The organism is Ancylobacter polymorphus, assembly GCF_030813495.1.
Classification (GTDB): domain Bacteria; phylum Pseudomonadota; class Alphaproteobacteria; order Rhizobiales; family Xanthobacteraceae; genus Ancylobacter; species Ancylobacter polymorphus.
Genome location: NZ_JAUSUI010000006.1, coordinates 412,723 through 426,830, shown reverse-complemented (window position 1 = coordinate 426,830; position 14,108 = coordinate 412,723). Strand labels below are relative to the sequence as shown.

15 protein-coding genes are annotated in these 14,108 nt (G+C 69.0%); 7 read left to right on the top strand and 8 right to left on the bottom strand.

Going from position 1 to position 14,108, the window contains the following annotated elements; translation table 11 throughout:
* Nucleotides 1–4: 4 nt before the first annotated feature.
* The 3 genes from ubiB to J2S75_RS16305 form a co-directional block, all read right to left on the bottom strand.
* Nucleotides 5–1,573, bottom strand: a complete 1,569-nt coding sequence (gene ubiB, locus J2S75_RS16315) for a 2-polyprenylphenol 6-hydroxylase (RefSeq protein ID WP_307021253.1) — start codon at nucleotides 1,571–1,573, stop codon at nucleotides 5–7.
* 4 nt (nucleotides 1,574–1,577) lie between these two features.
* Nucleotides 1,578–2,366 (bottom strand): bifunctional demethylmenaquinone methyltransferase/2-methoxy-6-polyprenyl-1,4-benzoquinol methylase UbiE, encoded by a 789-nt coding sequence (gene ubiE, locus J2S75_RS16310; protein WP_307021251.1) that lies wholly within the window; start codon nucleotides 2,364–2,366, stop codon nucleotides 1,578–1,580.
* 146 nt (nucleotides 2,367–2,512) lie between these two features.
* Entirely contained in the window at nucleotides 2,513–2,992 is a 480-nt protein-coding gene (locus J2S75_RS16305; protein ID WP_244375253.1) for a hypothetical protein, read from the bottom strand.
* A 201-nt stretch (nucleotides 2,993–3,193) separates the two neighbouring features.
* Here J2S75_RS16305 and J2S75_RS16300 point away from each other — a divergent pair, with 201 nt between their 5' ends.
* The 7 genes from J2S75_RS16300 to J2S75_RS16270 all read left to right on the top strand — a co-directional run bounded on the left by J2S75_RS16300 (nucleotide 3,194) and on the right by J2S75_RS16270 (nucleotide 9,913).
* The gene (locus J2S75_RS16300) at nucleotides 3,194–3,712 is read left to right on the top strand and encodes a GNAT family N-acetyltransferase (RefSeq protein ID WP_307021249.1); all 519 of its coding nucleotides are present in this window, start codon (nucleotides 3,194–3,196) and stop codon (nucleotides 3,710–3,712) included.
* 6 nt (nucleotides 3,713–3,718) lie between these two features.
* Nucleotides 3,719–4,633, top strand: coding sequence for a DMT family transporter (locus J2S75_RS16295; RefSeq protein ID WP_307021247.1), 915 nt, complete (start codon nucleotides 3,719–3,721; stop codon nucleotides 4,631–4,633).
* Nucleotides 4,634–4,736: 103 nt separating this feature from the next.
* Nucleotides 4,737–5,981, top strand: coding sequence for an ABC transporter substrate-binding protein (locus tag J2S75_RS16290; protein ID WP_307021246.1), 1,245 nt, complete (start codon nucleotides 4,737–4,739; stop codon nucleotides 5,979–5,981).
* 24 nt (nucleotides 5,982–6,005) lie between these two features.
* A complete protein-coding gene (locus tag J2S75_RS16285; RefSeq protein WP_307021244.1) occupies nucleotides 6,006–7,892 on the top strand; it encodes an ABC transporter permease in 1,887 nt (628 codons plus the stop codon).
* A complete protein-coding gene (locus J2S75_RS16280) occupies nucleotides 7,889–8,665 on the top strand; it encodes an ABC transporter ATP-binding protein (RefSeq protein ID WP_307021243.1) in 777 nt (258 codons plus the stop codon). Before J2S75_RS16285 ends, J2S75_RS16280 begins: the two co-directional genes overlap by 4 nt.
* Nucleotides 8,662–9,348: an ABC transporter ATP-binding protein gene (locus J2S75_RS16275; protein ID WP_307021240.1), complete on the top strand. Its 687-nt coding sequence runs from the start codon at nucleotides 8,662–8,664 to the stop codon at nucleotides 9,346–9,348. The genes J2S75_RS16280 and J2S75_RS16275 overlap by 4 nt, the downstream gene beginning before the upstream one ends.
* Nucleotides 9,349–9,451: 103 nt before the next feature.
* Nucleotides 9,452–9,913 carry a MarR family winged helix-turn-helix transcriptional regulator gene (locus J2S75_RS16270; protein WP_307021238.1) on the top strand — a complete coding sequence of 154 codons (462 nt, stop codon included), beginning with the start codon at nucleotides 9,452–9,454 and terminating at the stop codon, nucleotides 9,911–9,913.
* Between the two features lie 16 nt (nucleotides 9,914–9,929).
* Here J2S75_RS16270 and gst read toward each other — a convergent pair whose 3' ends face one another.
* From gst to J2S75_RS16245, 5 genes are all read right to left on the bottom strand, one after another.
* The gene (gene gst / locus J2S75_RS16265) at nucleotides 9,930–10,646 is read right to left on the bottom strand and encodes a glutathione transferase, Atu5508 family (protein WP_307021236.1); all 717 of its coding nucleotides are present in this window, start codon (nucleotides 10,644–10,646) and stop codon (nucleotides 9,930–9,932) included.
* 176 nt (nucleotides 10,647–10,822) lie between these two features.
* Complete coding sequence (locus tag J2S75_RS16260; RefSeq protein ID WP_307021234.1) at nucleotides 10,823–11,350, bottom strand: Dps family protein; 528 nt, start codon at nucleotides 11,348–11,350, stop codon at nucleotides 10,823–10,825.
* A gap of 116 nt (nucleotides 11,351–11,466) precedes the next feature.
* Complete coding sequence (locus tag J2S75_RS16255) at nucleotides 11,467–11,850, bottom strand: response regulator transcription factor (protein WP_370874154.1); 384 nt, start codon at nucleotides 11,848–11,850, stop codon at nucleotides 11,467–11,469.
* Between the two features lie 98 nt (nucleotides 11,851–11,948).
* Nucleotides 11,949–12,605 (bottom strand): response regulator transcription factor, encoded by a 657-nt coding sequence (locus tag J2S75_RS16250; RefSeq protein ID WP_244450852.1) that lies wholly within the window; start codon nucleotides 12,603–12,605, stop codon nucleotides 11,949–11,951.
* On the bottom strand, nucleotides 12,605–14,032 hold the full coding sequence (locus J2S75_RS16245) for a two-component system sensor histidine kinase NtrB (protein ID WP_307021233.1): 1,428 nt from the start codon (nucleotides 14,030–14,032) through the stop codon (nucleotides 12,605–12,607). The genes J2S75_RS16250 and J2S75_RS16245 overlap by 1 nt, the downstream gene beginning before the upstream one ends.
* Nucleotides 14,033–14,108: the final 76 nt, after the last annotated feature.

The following is a 14,108-nucleotide window of genomic DNA, read 5'->3' as shown; positions in this document are numbered from 1 at the left end:
GGTCTCAGAACAGCATCTGCGCCAGCAGCAGCGCGGCGATCGCCCACAGCGCGCCGGCTACCCAGCGATTGCCCCGCCCCTCCGCCCGGCCGATGGCCTCGGTGCTGGCGGGCGAGAGGGTGAGCCCGTCGCGGGTGGCCGCATCGAGCTGCACGGCGATGCGCTGGCCATGGGCGATGAGTTCCGGCAGCGTCTGCAGCGAGCGGCCCACCGCCCCGATGCCGACCGCCATTTCCTCGATGCGCCCGGCGGGGCCGAGATTGCGCTCGATCCACGCCCGCACCACCGGCTCGGCGGTCTTCCACATGTCGAGCTGCGGGTCGAGGCTGCGGGCGACGCCCTCCACCACCACCATGGTCTTCTGCAGCAGCAGCAATTCCGGCCGCGTCTGCATGTCGAACAGCGCCGTGACCTCGAACAGCAGGGTCAGCAGCTTGGCCATGGAAATCTGGTCGGCGCGGCGCGAATAGATCGGCTCGCCAATGGCGCGGATCGCCTGGGCGAAATCCTCCACCGAATGGTGCGGCGGCACATAGCCGGCCTCGAAATGCACCTGCGCCGTGCGCAGCCAGTCGCGGGTGATGAAGCCGAACAGGATTTCCGCGAGGAAGCGCCGCTCCTTCTGCCCGAGCCGGCCCATAATGCCGCAATCCACCGCGACCAGCTTGCCGTCGGCGTCGACGAACAGATTGCCGGGGTGCATGTCGGCGTGGAAAAAGCCGTCGCGCAGCGCGTGGCGCAGGAAGGACTGCATGACGATCTGGCCGAGGCGCGGCAGGTCGTGGCCGGCCTGGCGCAGCGCCTCCAGATTGTTCAGCTTGATGCCCTCCACCCATTCGGTGGTCAGCACCTCGCGCCCGGTGCGGTCCCAGTCGACCGCGGGCACGCGGAAATCGGCGTCCTCGCCGGTGTTCTGCGCCAGTTCGGACATGGCGGCCGCTTCCAGCCGCAGGTCCATCTCCATCGACACCGAGCGCGCCAGTGTATCGACCACCGCCACCAGCCGCAGCCGCTTGCCCTCGGGCGAGGTGCTCTCGCCGAGCCGGGCGGCGCGGTAGAAGGAGGAGAGGTCGATGCGGAAGCGGCGCTGCACGTCCGGGCGCAGCACCTTCACCGCCACGCGGCGGGCGGTGCCGTCGGGGTCGATCACCTCGCCCTGATGCACCTGCGCGATCGAGGCGGCGGCGAGCGGCGGATCGAGCCGGGCATAGACCTGGGCGACAGGCCGGTCGAAGGTGCGGGCGATGGTCGCCTCCGCCACCGCCTGCGGAAAGGGCGGCATGCGGTCCTGCAGCAGCTCCAGGTCGCGGGCGAGCTGCGGGCCGACCACATCCGGGCGGGTGGCGAGGAACTGGCCCAGCTTCACATAGGACGGGCCGAGACGGGACAGCGCCGCGCCGAGCCGGGCGGCGCTGGAGGCCGGGCCGCGTCGCGCGATCAGCCCGGCGAGGGCGAACAGCGGCTCGGAGCCGGGCGGGCGCACGCCGGGGTCGATGCGCGAGGCGACACCCTCGCGTGCCATCACGAAGCCGGCGCGCGCGAGGCGCAGATAATCGCCGAGGGGAGTGGCCACGGCGCTAGATCCGCACGCCGGAATGCAGCGCGACGATGCCGCCGGTGAGCGGCTGCCACGCCACGCGCCTGAACCCCGCCCCGCGCATCAGATCGGCGAAGGCTTCCGGCGGGGGGAATTTGCGGATCGATTCGACCAGATACTGGTAGGACTCCGCGTCGCCCGTCACCAGCTTGCCCATGCCGGGAATTAACTTGAACGAATAGGCGTCGTAAATGGCGTCCAACCCCGGCACGTCGACGCGGGAGAATTCCAGCACGAAGCAGCGCCCGCCGGGCTTCAGCACGCGCCGCATCTCGGCAAGCGCCTTGTCCATGCGCGGCACGTTGCGGATGCCGAAGGCCACCGTTGCGGCGTCGAAACTCTTGTCGGCGAAGGGCAGCGATTCAGCGTTGGCCTCGACGAACTCCACGCGGTCGGCGAGGCCGAGCCCCTGCGCCCGCTCCCGCCCGACGCCGAGCATGCCGCCATTGATATCGGCGACGACAGCGCTGGTGCCCGGCCCGCCGGCTTCCACCGTGCGGAAGGACACATCGCCCGTGCCGCCGGCGACATCGAGCAGGCGGAAGGCGCGATCACTCTTCGGCGGGCGCAGGCGGGAGACCAGCAGGTCCTTCCACACCCGGTGCAGGCCCATCGACATGAGGTCGTTCATCAGGTCGTAGCGGCGCGCCACCGAGTGGAACACCTCGTCGACCATGCGCTGCTTGGCTTCCAGCGGCACGGTGCGGAAGCCGAAATGCGTGTCGGCGCCTTGCTGTGTGTCGCCAACCACTTGTGTGTCGCCCGCCATGGCTGCGCGGCTCCCGCGTTCGATCCGAAATCGGGCCGGACCATAGCGGAGAGGCCCCGTGCCTCCAAGCCGCCGGCCGGGAGCCGCGAGCAACCCAGCCCTGCGCGGGCGGCTCGTCGCGACTGCTCCGAATCAGTCCCGCCCGCTCACGCCGGGCAACGGACATAGACCATGGTGCCGTAGCGGCCGGCGACTTCCGGGTCGAGCCATTTGAGCACCAGCACCTGCCCGTCGAAGCGAACCACTTCGCGGTCCGAGCGCGCGCCCGGCGGCTCGTCCGGCAGGCCGATATAGATCGGGCCGTTGCCGACCTGCTTCGACACCACCTCGGAGGGGGACGAATCATCGGCGAGATACATCATGAACCCGCCCGACGGGCCGATATTGATGACATAGGGCTGCCGGCAGCCCTGGCGGGCCTGCGCCTCGGTGCGCGCCGCATCCTCCGGCCGGTGATAGGCGGCCAGCCCCCATTTGCCTTCCACCTGCTGCGCCGTGATCGGCGAGGTGAACTGCGGGCGCGGCGGCTCGATCGGCTGCGGCGACGGCGCGGAGGCGCAGCCGGCCAGCAGGGCGGCGAGAGCGGCGGCCGAAGCCAGGCGGAGAACAGGGCGGGACAGGTTCATCGAGCACTCCGGAACGGAAGGCCAAACAGGCGGATAGCAGCGGTTAAGCACCAGCCCGCCATTTCAGATCCATGTATCGGGCATAATGAATGGTCTTTACGCCAGAAGACGAGCCGAACATAGTCCGCCCGCGCCCCGCCGTCGAACTCTCCCAGCCTTACCCGGCGAGAAAATGGACCGCGCCGGGCCGGAGTGAGTGACGTGACCGATTTCCTGATCCGGCCGGCGACCGACGCGGATGGCGATGCCATCGCCGCGCTCATCGCCGCCGCCTTCGCCGAATATGAGGGCTGCGTGTTCGACCGCGCCGCCGAATTTCCCGAACTCGATGCCATCGCCAGCCATTTCGCCGCGCGCGGCGGCACTATCTGGGTGGCGCAAGCGGCGGAAGGCGTCATCGGCTCGATGGCGCTGGCCCCGACCCGCGACCCCGATGCCCCGGCCGGCGGGCAGGAGATCTTCAAGGTTTATGTCGCCCGCGCCGCCCGGCGCCGTGGCATCGCCCGCGCCCTGTTCGACACCGCCCTCGCCGCCGCCCACACTGCCGGCGCGCCGGAAATCCGGCTATGGACCGACACACGCTTCACCGACGCCCACCGCTTCTATGAGCGCTGCGGCTTCACCCGGCATGGCGCGGCGCGCGAGTGCCACGACCTTTCCGCCACCTGGGAATATCTCTACCGCCGGTCCCTCGCGGCGGCCGCGACGGGCGAAGGCTGAATTTCCATGTTGCAGGCAACCTTCAAGCGCGCCGTGCTCAACGGCCCCGCCCTGGTGACCATCGCCGCCATCGGCATCCTGTCGATCATGGACGGCGTCATCAAATATGTCGCGGCCAGCCACGGCACCGGGCAGATCGCCATGCTGCGCTACGCCATCGGCGCCTTGGCGGCCGGCGCGGTGTTCGTCGCCTGCCGCACGGCCCTGCCCGGCCCTTCCATGCTGCGCCCGCATCTGTGGCGCTCGGTGCTGGTGTCGATCACGGCGCTGACCTTCTTCTATTCGCTCTCCGTGCTGCAGCTCGCCGTGGCGCTGGCGCTCTCCTTCACCTCGCCGCTGTTCATCGCCCTGTTCGCGGCCCTGTTCCTCGGCGAGCGGCCGGGCAAATCGATCCTGCTGGCGCTCGGCCTCGGCTTTGCCGGGGTGCTGGTCGTGCTGTGGAACGAACTGGACATGAGCGCCGGCGGCAGCCTCGCCAATGGGCCGGGCATCCTCGCGGCGCTGGTGTCGGCGCTTACCTATGCGCTCGCCATGGTGACGCTGAAGAGCCGCGCCGCGCGCGATCCGATCCCGACCATCGTGCTGCTGCAGAACGCCTTCGCCTGCCTCTGGGTGACGCCGCTCGGCGCCTGGCAATGGGCGCCGGTGTCGATGGGGGAGATGGGGCTTTTCGTGCTCATCGGCGTGCTCGGCACGGCGGGGCATCTGTGCATGGCCTGGGCCTATGGACGGGCGGATGCGAGCCGGCTCGGCGTGTTCGAGTACACCGCCTTCCTGTGGGCGCTGGTGATCGGGCTGGTGGCGTTCAGCGAGATTCCCGCCCCCAGCACGCTGGCCGGCGCGGCGCTCATCGCCGGCGGCGCGCTCATCGCGTCGCGGCGCAGCCGGCTGCAGGAAGCCGAAGTCGAGGTCGGTCCGTAGGCTGCGCTTCACCGGTGCGGGGCTGGACCCCGCGCCGCAAGGCGGTAGGTTAGGCCGCGACACGCCCCTTCTCTCCCCTCCTCGTGCCACCCGGAGTTCTCCGATGCGCCCCCAAAAGGCCGCGCCGTTCCCCTCGGTGCCCCTCCTGCGCCGGCGCGCGGCGCTGATCGCCCTCGCCGCCCTCGCGCTGCTGCCCGCGCTGCCGGCCGGGGCGGCGGAACCGATCCGCATCGGTGAACTCAACAGCTACAAGGCGCAGGCCGCCTTTCTCGACCCCTATCGCAAGGGCATGGAACTGGCGCTGAAACAGGTGAACGACGCCGGCGGCGTGCTCGGGCGGCCACTCGAACTCATCTCCCGCGACGATGGCGGCAATCCCGGCGACGCTGTGCGCGTCGCCACCGAATTGCTGACCCGCGACAAAGTGGACCTGCTCACCGGCACCTTCCTCTCCCATGTCGGGCTGGCGGTGGCAGAGCTGGCCAAACGGCGCAAAGTGTTCTTCCTCGCCGCCGAGCCGCTGACCGACAAGCTGACCTGGGCCGACGGCAACCGCTACACGTTCCGCCTGCGCCCCTCCACCTATATGCAGGTGGCGATGCTGATGCCGGAGGCGGTGAAGGCCAACCGCAAGCGCTGGGCCATCGTCTATCCCAATTACGAATACGGCCAGTCCGCCGCGCAGACCTTCAAGACGCTGCTGAAGGCGGCGCAGCCGGATGTGGAATTCGTCGCCGAACAGGCGACCCCGCTCGGCAAGATCGACGCCGGCCCGGTGGCGCAGGCCATCGCCGACGCCAAGCCCGATGCGGTGTTCAACGTGCTGTTCGCCGCCGATCTCGCCCGCTTCGTGCGCGAGGCCAATACCCGCAAGGCGCTGGATGGCACCTTCGTCGTCAGTCTCCTGTCGGGCGAGCCGGAATATCTCGACCCGCTGAAGGAGGAGGCGCCGATCGGCTGGGTCGTCACCGGCTATCCCTGGTATTCGATCACGATCCCCGCGCATCAGGCGTTCCTCGACGCTTATCGCGCCGCCTACAATGACTATCCCCGCCTCGGCTCCATCGTCGGCTACGCCACCATCAAGTCGCTCGCCGCCGGCCTCGCCAAGGCCGGCAGCACCGACAGCGAGAAGCTGGTCGAGGCGTTCGAGGGGCTGGAAGTGGACGGGCCGTTCGGCCCCTTCACCTACCGCGCCAGCGACCACCAGGCGACGGTGGGCGCCTTTGTCGGCACGCTGGCGGTGAAGCACGGGCGCGGCATCATGCTTGACCCCGTCTATGTCGACGGCGCCAGCGTCCTGCCCTCGGACGCCGAGGTATTGAAGCTGCGACCGGCGGCGAACTGAGCGGACGGCGGGCGGGAAGACGCGATGTCGTTTGAGTCGCTGCTGTTCCAGGCGGTCAACGGCTTCGCCTCGGCCTCCGGCCTGTTCCTCGTCGCGGCGGGGCTGTCGATCATTTTCGGCGTCACCCGCATCGTCAACATGGCGCATGGCTCCTTTTACATGCTGGGGTTGTACCTTGCGGTGACGCTGGCGCCCCGGCTCGGCGAGGTGTTCGGCGATGCGCTCGGCTTCTGGGGCGCGATCCTCGGTGCCGCGCTGATCACGGCGGCGCTGGGCGCGCTGGTGGAGGTTCTGCTGCTGCGGCGCATCTATGCCGCGCCGGAACTCTACCAGCTGCTCGCCACCTTCGCGCTGCTGCTCATCCTCAGCGACGCCACCCTCGCTTTGTGGGGGCCGGAGGACATTCTCGGCCCCCGCGCGCCGGGGCTGACGGGGACGGTCGAGCTCCTCGGCCGCCAGCTGCCGGATTCCGACATTTTCCTCGCTCTCATCGGTCCAATCGTCCTCATCGTCCTCCACATCGTACTCACGCGCACCCGCTTCGGGCGGCTGGTGCGGGCGGCGACGCAGGACCGCGAAATGGTCGCCGCGCTCGGCATCAACGAGGCCGTGCTGTTCACCGCCGTCTTCGCGCTCGGCACCGGCATCGCCGGCTTCGGCGGCGCGCTGCAGATGGCCCGCGAGCCGGCCAATCTCGCGCTCGACCTCTCCGTGCTCGGCGATGCCTTTGTGGTGGTGGTGATCGGCGGCCTGGGTTCGATCCGCGGCGCCTATCTCGCCGCCCTGCTGGTCGCGGAGGTGAAAGCGCTGTGCACCGCTCTAGGGATAGTGGAGGTGGCCGGCTTCACCTTCAACATGTCGAGGCTGACCCTGGTGGCGGAATTCCTCGTCATGGCGGTGGTGCTGGTGGTGCGCCCGCACGGCCTGTTCGGCCGGCCGCTGCCCCCCGCCGCCCGGCGCGGCGACATGGAGGCGCCGCTCGCCCCATTGGGACAGCGGGGCCGGTTCCTCGTGCTGGCGGCGCTGGCGCTGTTCGCCGCCGTGCCGCTGTTCGGCCTGGTGTCCAGCTACGCGCCGGTGCTGGCGCTCGACATGGTGATTGCCGCGCTGTTCGCCGCCTCGCTGCACCTTCTCATGGGCCCCGGCGGCCTCGCCTCCTTCGGCCACGCCGCCTATTTCGGGCTGGGTGCCTATGGCACCGCCTATGCCGCGACCGTGCTCGGCCTGCCGACGCCGCTCGCCTTAGGCGTTGGAATCATTACCGCTTCTGCCGGCGCCGTGCTGTTCGGCTGGTTCTGCGTGCGGCTGGAGGGCGTGTATTTCGCCATGCTCACCCTCGCCTTCGCCCAGATCGTCTGGTCGATCGCCCATCAATGGGAAGAGGTCACCGGCGGCTCGAACGGGCTGTTCGGCGTGTGGCCGGACGCGCCTTTCGACAGCGCGGGCGGGCTCTATCTCGCCGCGCTGGCGGTCACCGTGCTCGGCCTCGTGCTTCTCCGCCGCCTCGTCTTCGCCCCGCTCGGCCTCGCCCTGCGGGCGGCGCGGGATTCGCGACTGCGGGCGGAAGCCTCTGGAATCGCGGTGGAAAAGGTGCGCTGGCTCGCCTTCGCCGTGGCCGGCACGCTGTGCGGCGCGGCGGGTGGGCTGTTCGCCTTCGCCAAGGGATCGATCTCGCCGGAGGCGATCTCGGTCGGGCGCTCGATCGACGGGCTGGTGATGGTGCTGCTGGGCGGCGTGCACAGCCTGATGGGCCCGCTGCTCGGCGCCGGCGGCCTGACGCTGCTGCAAGACATGGTGATGCGCGAGAGCCCCTTTTGGCGCGGCCTGCTCGGCCTGCTCATCCTCGCGCTCGTACTCGCCTTCCCCTCCGGCCTCGCCGGCGGGCTGCGCCGCGTGCGGAGCACGCCATGAACGTGAGCACGCCGGTTCTCGAAATCTCAGCGCTAACAAAGCATTATGGCGGCGTGCGGGCGCTGGACGGGGTGAGCTTTGCCATCGCGCCGGGCGAATTGCTGGCGCTGATCGGCCCGAACGGCGCCGGCAAATCCACCTGCTTCAACATCGTCAACGGCCAGCTGCGGCCGGATGCCGGCGAGGTGCGGCTCAAGGGCCGCGACATCACCGGGCTCGCTCCCCGCCGCATCGCCCGGCTGGGCGTGGGCCGCACCTTCCAGGTCGCCAGCGTGTTCGGCTCGATGACGGTGCGGGAAAATGTGCAGATGGCGCTGATCGCGGCGCGCGGGCAGGTTTTTCGCCTGTGGGCGCCGGCGCACCGCATGGCGCGGGAGGAGGCGCTGGCGCTGCTGCAACAGACCGGCATGGCCGCACAGGCCGAACGCCCCGCCGCCACCCTCGCCTATGGCGATGTGAAGCGGCTCGAACTCTCCATGGCGCTGGCCGGCGACCCCGGCCTCCTACTGATGGACGAACCCACCGCCGGCATGTCGGGCGAGGAGCGGCAGGCGATGATCGCGCTGGTGCGCAGCCTCACCCGGGCGCGGGACCTCGCCGTGCTGTTCACCGAGCACGCGATGGATGTGGTGTTCGGCCATGCTGACCGCGTGGTGGTGCTGGCGCGTGGGCGGCTGATCGCCAATGGCAGCGTCGAGGAGGTGCGGAACGACCCGGCGGTGCGCGCCGCCTATCTCGGGGGTGTCACGCCGGCTGCGAGCGAGGCGCCATGAGCACGCTCGCTCCGCTGCTGGAGATGGAGGGCCTCGACGCCTGGTACGGCGAGGCTAAGATCCTGTTCGGCCTGTCGCTGCAAGTGGCGCCGGGCGAGGCGGTGGCGCTGGTCGGACGCAACGGTGCCGGAAAGTCGACCACGCTGAAAGCGATCATTGGGCTTGTCCGCCGGCGGGCACGCCGGCTGAGCTTCGGCGGCACCGACCTTATCCCGCTGCCGACCCACGCCATCGCCCGCCTCGGCATCGGCTATGTGCCGGAGGATCGCCGCATCTTCACCGAACTCACCGTCCGGGAAAATCTCGACCTCGGCCGCCGCCCGCCACGGCCCGGCGCGGGCCGCGCCGCGTGGACGCTCGAGGCCGTGTTCGAGCTGTTCCCTCAGCTCGGCGACATGCGTGAGCGTCGCGGCGGGCAGATGTCGGGCGGCGAACAGCAGATGCTGGCCGTGGCCCGCGCGCTGATCGGCAACCCGGCGCTGCTGCTGCTCGACGAGCCCTCGGAAGGGGTGGCGCCGATCGTGGTCGAGCAGATGGGCCGGGCGCTGGCGCGGCTGAAGGCGACCGGCCTCTCGCTGCTGATCTGCGAGGAGAATTCGGACCTCTGCGCCGGGCTCTGCGACCGGGTTCTGCGGATCGAGCAGGGCGAACTGCGCGGACCGGCGCCGGCGCCACCGCCCTAGGCAGCCCCACCGCCGCGCGAGTGCTTCTATACGCACAATTTTCTCTTGCGCGATGGCCGGGCTGTGCTCTGATGCGATGACGGTATCAGAGGGGGGCATCGTCATGAACAGCGATGGCGCGGACCAGCCGAACGGCGCCAGCGCCGGATCCGGCGCTGGCTATCACGTCGACGCACAGGTCGGCTTTCTTATCCGCGTCGCCAGCCAACGCCACACCGCGCTTTTCGCGGCCCGCATGGTCGAAGGGCTGACGCCGCCGCAATTCGCCGCCCTCGCCAAGCTCCGCGAGATCGGCCCCTGCTCGCAGAACCAGCTCGGGCGGCTGATCCATCTCGATGCCGCCACCATCAAGGGCGTGGTCGACCGGCTGGAGGCGCGCGCGCTGCTCGCCATAACCGACGATCCGCGCGACCGCCGCCGCCGCACTCTCGACCTGTCCGCCCGTGGCCGCGACGTCGCCGATGTCGCGATCCAGGTGGCCAAAGAGATCAGCGCCGCCACGCTCGAACCGCTGACCCCGAGCGAACGCGTGGAAGTGCTGCGGCTGCTGCGCAAACTCGGCTGAGCGGCGCCCCTCGCGGTCAGGAACGGCCAGTGGGGGCAAGCAGAACCTGCCGCAGCGATTTTTCGATCTCGCCGCCGCAATAGGCGTCGCCATAGAGCTGACGCGAGCGCTCCCGCAGCGTGGCGAGGGCGGGGATGGCGGCGACGCGCCGCGTCAGGCCGGCGAGTTGAGGCGCGTTCTCTTCCAGCAACGCCTTAATGGCAGGAAAGCGCTCGCCCATGGTGCACCACAGCGTGCTGGTGACGATGTCGGCGACACCCGGCTCCGGGGTGCCGAGCAGCGTGCCGCGCTCCGCCGTCAAGCCGTGACGCCGGCCCATCGCCTCGCCGATCCGCATCCAATGGACCAGCCGGGGAATGAAAGCCTCCCAACGCTCGCGCGTCCACATCTGCCGACCGCCATCCAGCGTCACCTCGTCCAGCACGTCATTGGCATCATTGACCACTTTCGCTGTCAGCGCCCGCCGGGCGGGATCGTCGGCGATGAGGCCGAGACTCTCGCCGAGATAGATCGCGATGGCGGGCATCTGCGACAAGGCGAGGCCAGTGGCGCGCTCGACGAGCACCGGCGGTCCCATGAAGGCAATGGGCTGGTCGGTCGGATCGAGCTGCATCAGCGCCTCGATCTCCCCCGTCCCGTGCTCGTCCCAGCTCTTGCCGGCATGGGCCAGAAGCGCCCGGATGAACTGACCGCGAAACGGCAGCGGCCAGTAGTAGAACTCATAGTCGCTCACGCCAAAGCCTCCTTCTGCCGGCCATCTCCCCGCGGAAAACGGCTGCCGGCGATGTTGGTTCGATCCGGCAGCGCCCGCACCGTCCGGCCGGTCCCGACAAGAAGCGGCCGCCGCTGCGGTACAGCGACGGCCAGGTGGGTCTTCGGGGAGGAAACGGGTGTGTGGAGCGGGGCGGCTCAGCCCCGCCCCTCGTCGCGGCGGCCGGATTCGTAGAGGAACCAGGTCCGGCGCTCGGTCTCGTCGATCCAGTTCTCGATCAGGCTGGCACTGGCGACATCGCCATGCTCGTCGCACAGCGCGTGGGTGGCGCGCAGGAAGCCGGCGAGCGCGACATTGTCGCTGCACAGTTCGGCCAGCATGTCCTGGGCGGTGACGAAATCGGCGTCATTGTCGTCGAGCCGCGACAGCCGGGCGATGTGGCCGATCGAACGTAACGTCACGCCGCCGAGCTTGCGCACGCGCTCGGCGATGTCATCGGTCATTGCGAAGAGCTGATCGCCCTGCTCGTCGAGCATGAGGTGATAATCGCGGAAATGCGGGCCCGAGAGGTGCCAGTGGAAGTTCTTGGTCTTGATGTAGAGAGTGAACACGTCGGCCAGCAGCGTGGTCAGGGCGGCGGCGATGTCGGCGACGGCGTTGGAGGGCAAGGCGGTGGGGGTCCCCAGCGGGGCGAGGCGGCGCTTCTTGATAGCTTCGATGTCCATAACAGGCTCCTGAGGCTCGGTGCGGGGGCGCATGGGGTCGAATACAGGACAAGCGTCAGCATGCGCCCCGAAGCGGCGCTCGTCTTGTCGGCTTGAACGGTGGCGGCGGACCGGCGCTAGCGCGGCAGCGGCTGGCCCTTGAGGGCTTCAAACACGCAGCCCATCATGGTGTCGGCGTCGAACGGCTTGGCGAGGAAGCCGGCGGCGCCCGCCTCCTGCGCCCGCCGCTTCACCCGCTCCTCGGGAAAGCTGGTGATGAAGATCACGGGAAGGGCGACGCCCCGCGCCCGCAACGCCTCGAACAGTTCGATGCCACTCATGGTCGGCATCTGCACATCGGTGACGAGGCAGGCGGTGCGCGGCATCGTCGGCGACGCCAGAAAATCTTCCGCCGACGCGAACACCGTCGTCTTGAAGCCGAAGGACCGGACAAGGCTGGAGGTGGCCACGCGAACCGACTCATCATCATCGACGATGGCGATCATCGGGACTTCAGACACGGGGGAGTTCCTTTCGCGGTCAAAGCGGCACGCCTTGGCGCGTTCCCTGAAGGATGGCGCGAAAGGTCCGGGATTCAAATCATACGGAGGTTTGCAATTTAAGCCTTTGTGATGCCGAGGCCGAGCGTTTCGGCCATCCGGACCAGATCCGCCAAGGACTTGGCGTTCATTTTACGCATGACGTGCCCGCGGTGGATCTTCACGGTGATCTCCGACAGATTGATCTGCGCCGCCACCTGCTTGTTCATCAGACCGGAGGTGACGAGCGCCATCACCTCCTTCTCGCGGGCGGTGAGCGACTGATAGAGGTCGCGGATGTCGGTGGCTGCCTTGTTGGCCTCGCTCTGCCGGCGGTCATGCTCCAGCGCCGTCGTGACCGCGTCGAGCATGTCCTGGTCGCGGAACGGCTTGGTGAGAAAGTCCACCGCGCCCGCCTTCATCGCCCGAACGGTCATCGGGATATCGCCGTGACCGGTCATGAAGATGATGGGCATGTTCATCGGCGAGGCGGCGATCTGGGCCTGGAAGTCCAACCCGCTCACCCCCGGCAGGCGGATGTCGAGCACCAGGCAGCGCGGCGCGGCGGGCGGCTTGGCGGCGAGCAGTTCCGCCGCCGAGCCATAGAGTTCGACCCGCAGCCCGACCGAGCGAAACAGGCTGCTCAGCGCCTCGCGCAACGCCTCGTCGTCATCGACGACGATCACTGTCGGCGCGGGCGCGGCGGCGGGCGGGCGGCTGGACGAGGTATGCGAAATCACGGCGCCGGCTCCTTCAGTGCGGGCAGCTTGACGGTGAACTTCATCCCGTGATCGGGATTGGCGGCGAAGGCGATGCGCCCGCCATGAGCCTCGATGATCGAGCGGCAGATCGACAGCCCCATACCGAGCCCCTCCTTCTTGGTGCTGTAGAAGGCGGTGAACAGATGTTCCGCCCCCTGCGCGTCCACACCAATGCCGGTGTCGCGGACCTCCACCGTCACGCAGCCGGCGCCGCCGGCCGCACCCTCCTGCCGGGTAGCGACCGCAAGGCGCCGCGCCCGGCCGGAGACGCCGGCCATGGCCTGAATCGCGTTCATCATCAGGTTGATCACCACCTGCTGCAACTGCACGCGGTCGCCGGAAACAGCCGGCAGCGCGAGCTGGAGGTCGATCTGGACCGCGACATGGTGCGAATCCGCCTCCCGTTCCACCAGCGCCAACGCGTCCTCGACGACGTCGTTGAGGTTGAGCGCGACATGATCGGGATCGTCGCGCCGGGCCAGCGCCCGCAGGCGGGAAACCACATTGCTGGCGCGCCGTCCGTTGCTGATCATCCGCTCCACCGAGGCACGGGCCTCACCAAGGTCCGGCACGTCGCGCCCCAGCCAGCGCAGGCACGCCTCGCCATTGGTGACGACGGCGGCAAGCGGCTGGTTCACCTCATGGGCAATGGAGGCGGTGAGCTCGCCCATGGTCGCCACGCGCGCGGCATGGGCAAGCTCGGTCTGGGCCTTTTGCAGCATGACTTCGGAGCGTTTGCGTTCGGTGATGTCGTTATTGGTCTCCATAACAGCAATCGGGCGGCCGGATTTGTCGCGTTGCAACGACCATCGGCTGAGCACCGTGACCTGCGCACCGTCGCGCTTGAAATGGGTCAACTCGCCCGCCCATTGCGAGTCCGCCAGCAACGCCGCGTGGATGCGCGCCGGCGTGTCGGGAAAGCGGGTACGCAGCAGGCTGGCGGCCGTCTGGCCCAGCGCCTCCGCCCGGCTCCAGCCATAAAGTTCTTCGGCCCCACGGTTCCAGTAGGTGATCCTGTCGGCGAGATCGCGCACGAAAATGGCGTCGTGGGTGAGATTGAGAAGGTTGGCCTGCTCCCGCAGCGCCGAGGTCACCTGCTGGTTGCGCAGGGTGAGCAGGCTGGTGATGAGGATAGCGGACAGGCTGACGATCAACCGCACCAGCGCCGAGCCCTCCCAGTCGTCCTGATGCACGATGACGAAGCTGGTGAGCGTCAGCGCGACGCAGGTGCCCGAGACCGCCAGCACGCCGCGACGGCCGAGGAAATGCGCCGACGGCATGATGACGGCGACGTAGAGAACGGCGATGGCGGTATCGAGCGGGGTGAGCGTGTCGACGGCGAAGATCGGTGCCGCCATGACGACGGCCAGAGCCGGAAAGAAATACGGTGATTTTCCCGTCATGCCACCTCGTCGCTCCCGCCGCCCTGACCTTCCGTCAGACGGCGCATGACGGTTGAAGGGGCTGATGAAAGCTATC

Coding starts and splice junctions, on each gene's coding strand:
- ubiE (WP_307021251.1), bottom strand. CDS start 2,366: ATGGCGGGCGACACACAAGTGGTTGGCGACACACAGCAAGGCGCCGAC.
- J2S75_RS16305 (WP_244375253.1), bottom strand. CDS start 2,992: ATGAACCTGTCCCGCCCTGTTCTCCGCCTGGCTTCGGCCGCCGCTCTC.
- J2S75_RS16295 (WP_307021247.1), top strand. CDS start 3,719: ATGTTGCAGGCAACCTTCAAGCGCGCCGTGCTCAACGGCCCCGCCCTG.
- J2S75_RS16290 (WP_307021246.1), top strand. CDS start 4,737: ATGCGCCCCCAAAAGGCCGCGCCGTTCCCCTCGGTGCCCCTCCTGCGC.
- J2S75_RS16285 (WP_307021244.1), top strand. CDS start 6,006: ATGTCGTTTGAGTCGCTGCTGTTCCAGGCGGTCAACGGCTTCGCCTCG.
- J2S75_RS16280 (WP_307021243.1), top strand. CDS start 7,889: ATGAACGTGAGCACGCCGGTTCTCGAAATCTCAGCGCTAACAAAGCAT.
- J2S75_RS16275 (WP_307021240.1), top strand. CDS start 8,662: ATGAGCACGCTCGCTCCGCTGCTGGAGATGGAGGGCCTCGACGCCTGG.
- J2S75_RS16270 (WP_307021238.1), top strand. CDS start 9,452: ATGAACAGCGATGGCGCGGACCAGCCGAACGGCGCCAGCGCCGGATCC.
- J2S75_RS16260 (WP_307021234.1), bottom strand. CDS start 11,350: ATGGACATCGAAGCTATCAAGAAGCGCCGCCTCGCCCCGCTGGGGACC.
- J2S75_RS16245 (WP_307021233.1), bottom strand. CDS start 14,032: ATGACGGGAAAATCACCGTATTTCTTTCCGGCTCTGGCCGTCGTCATG.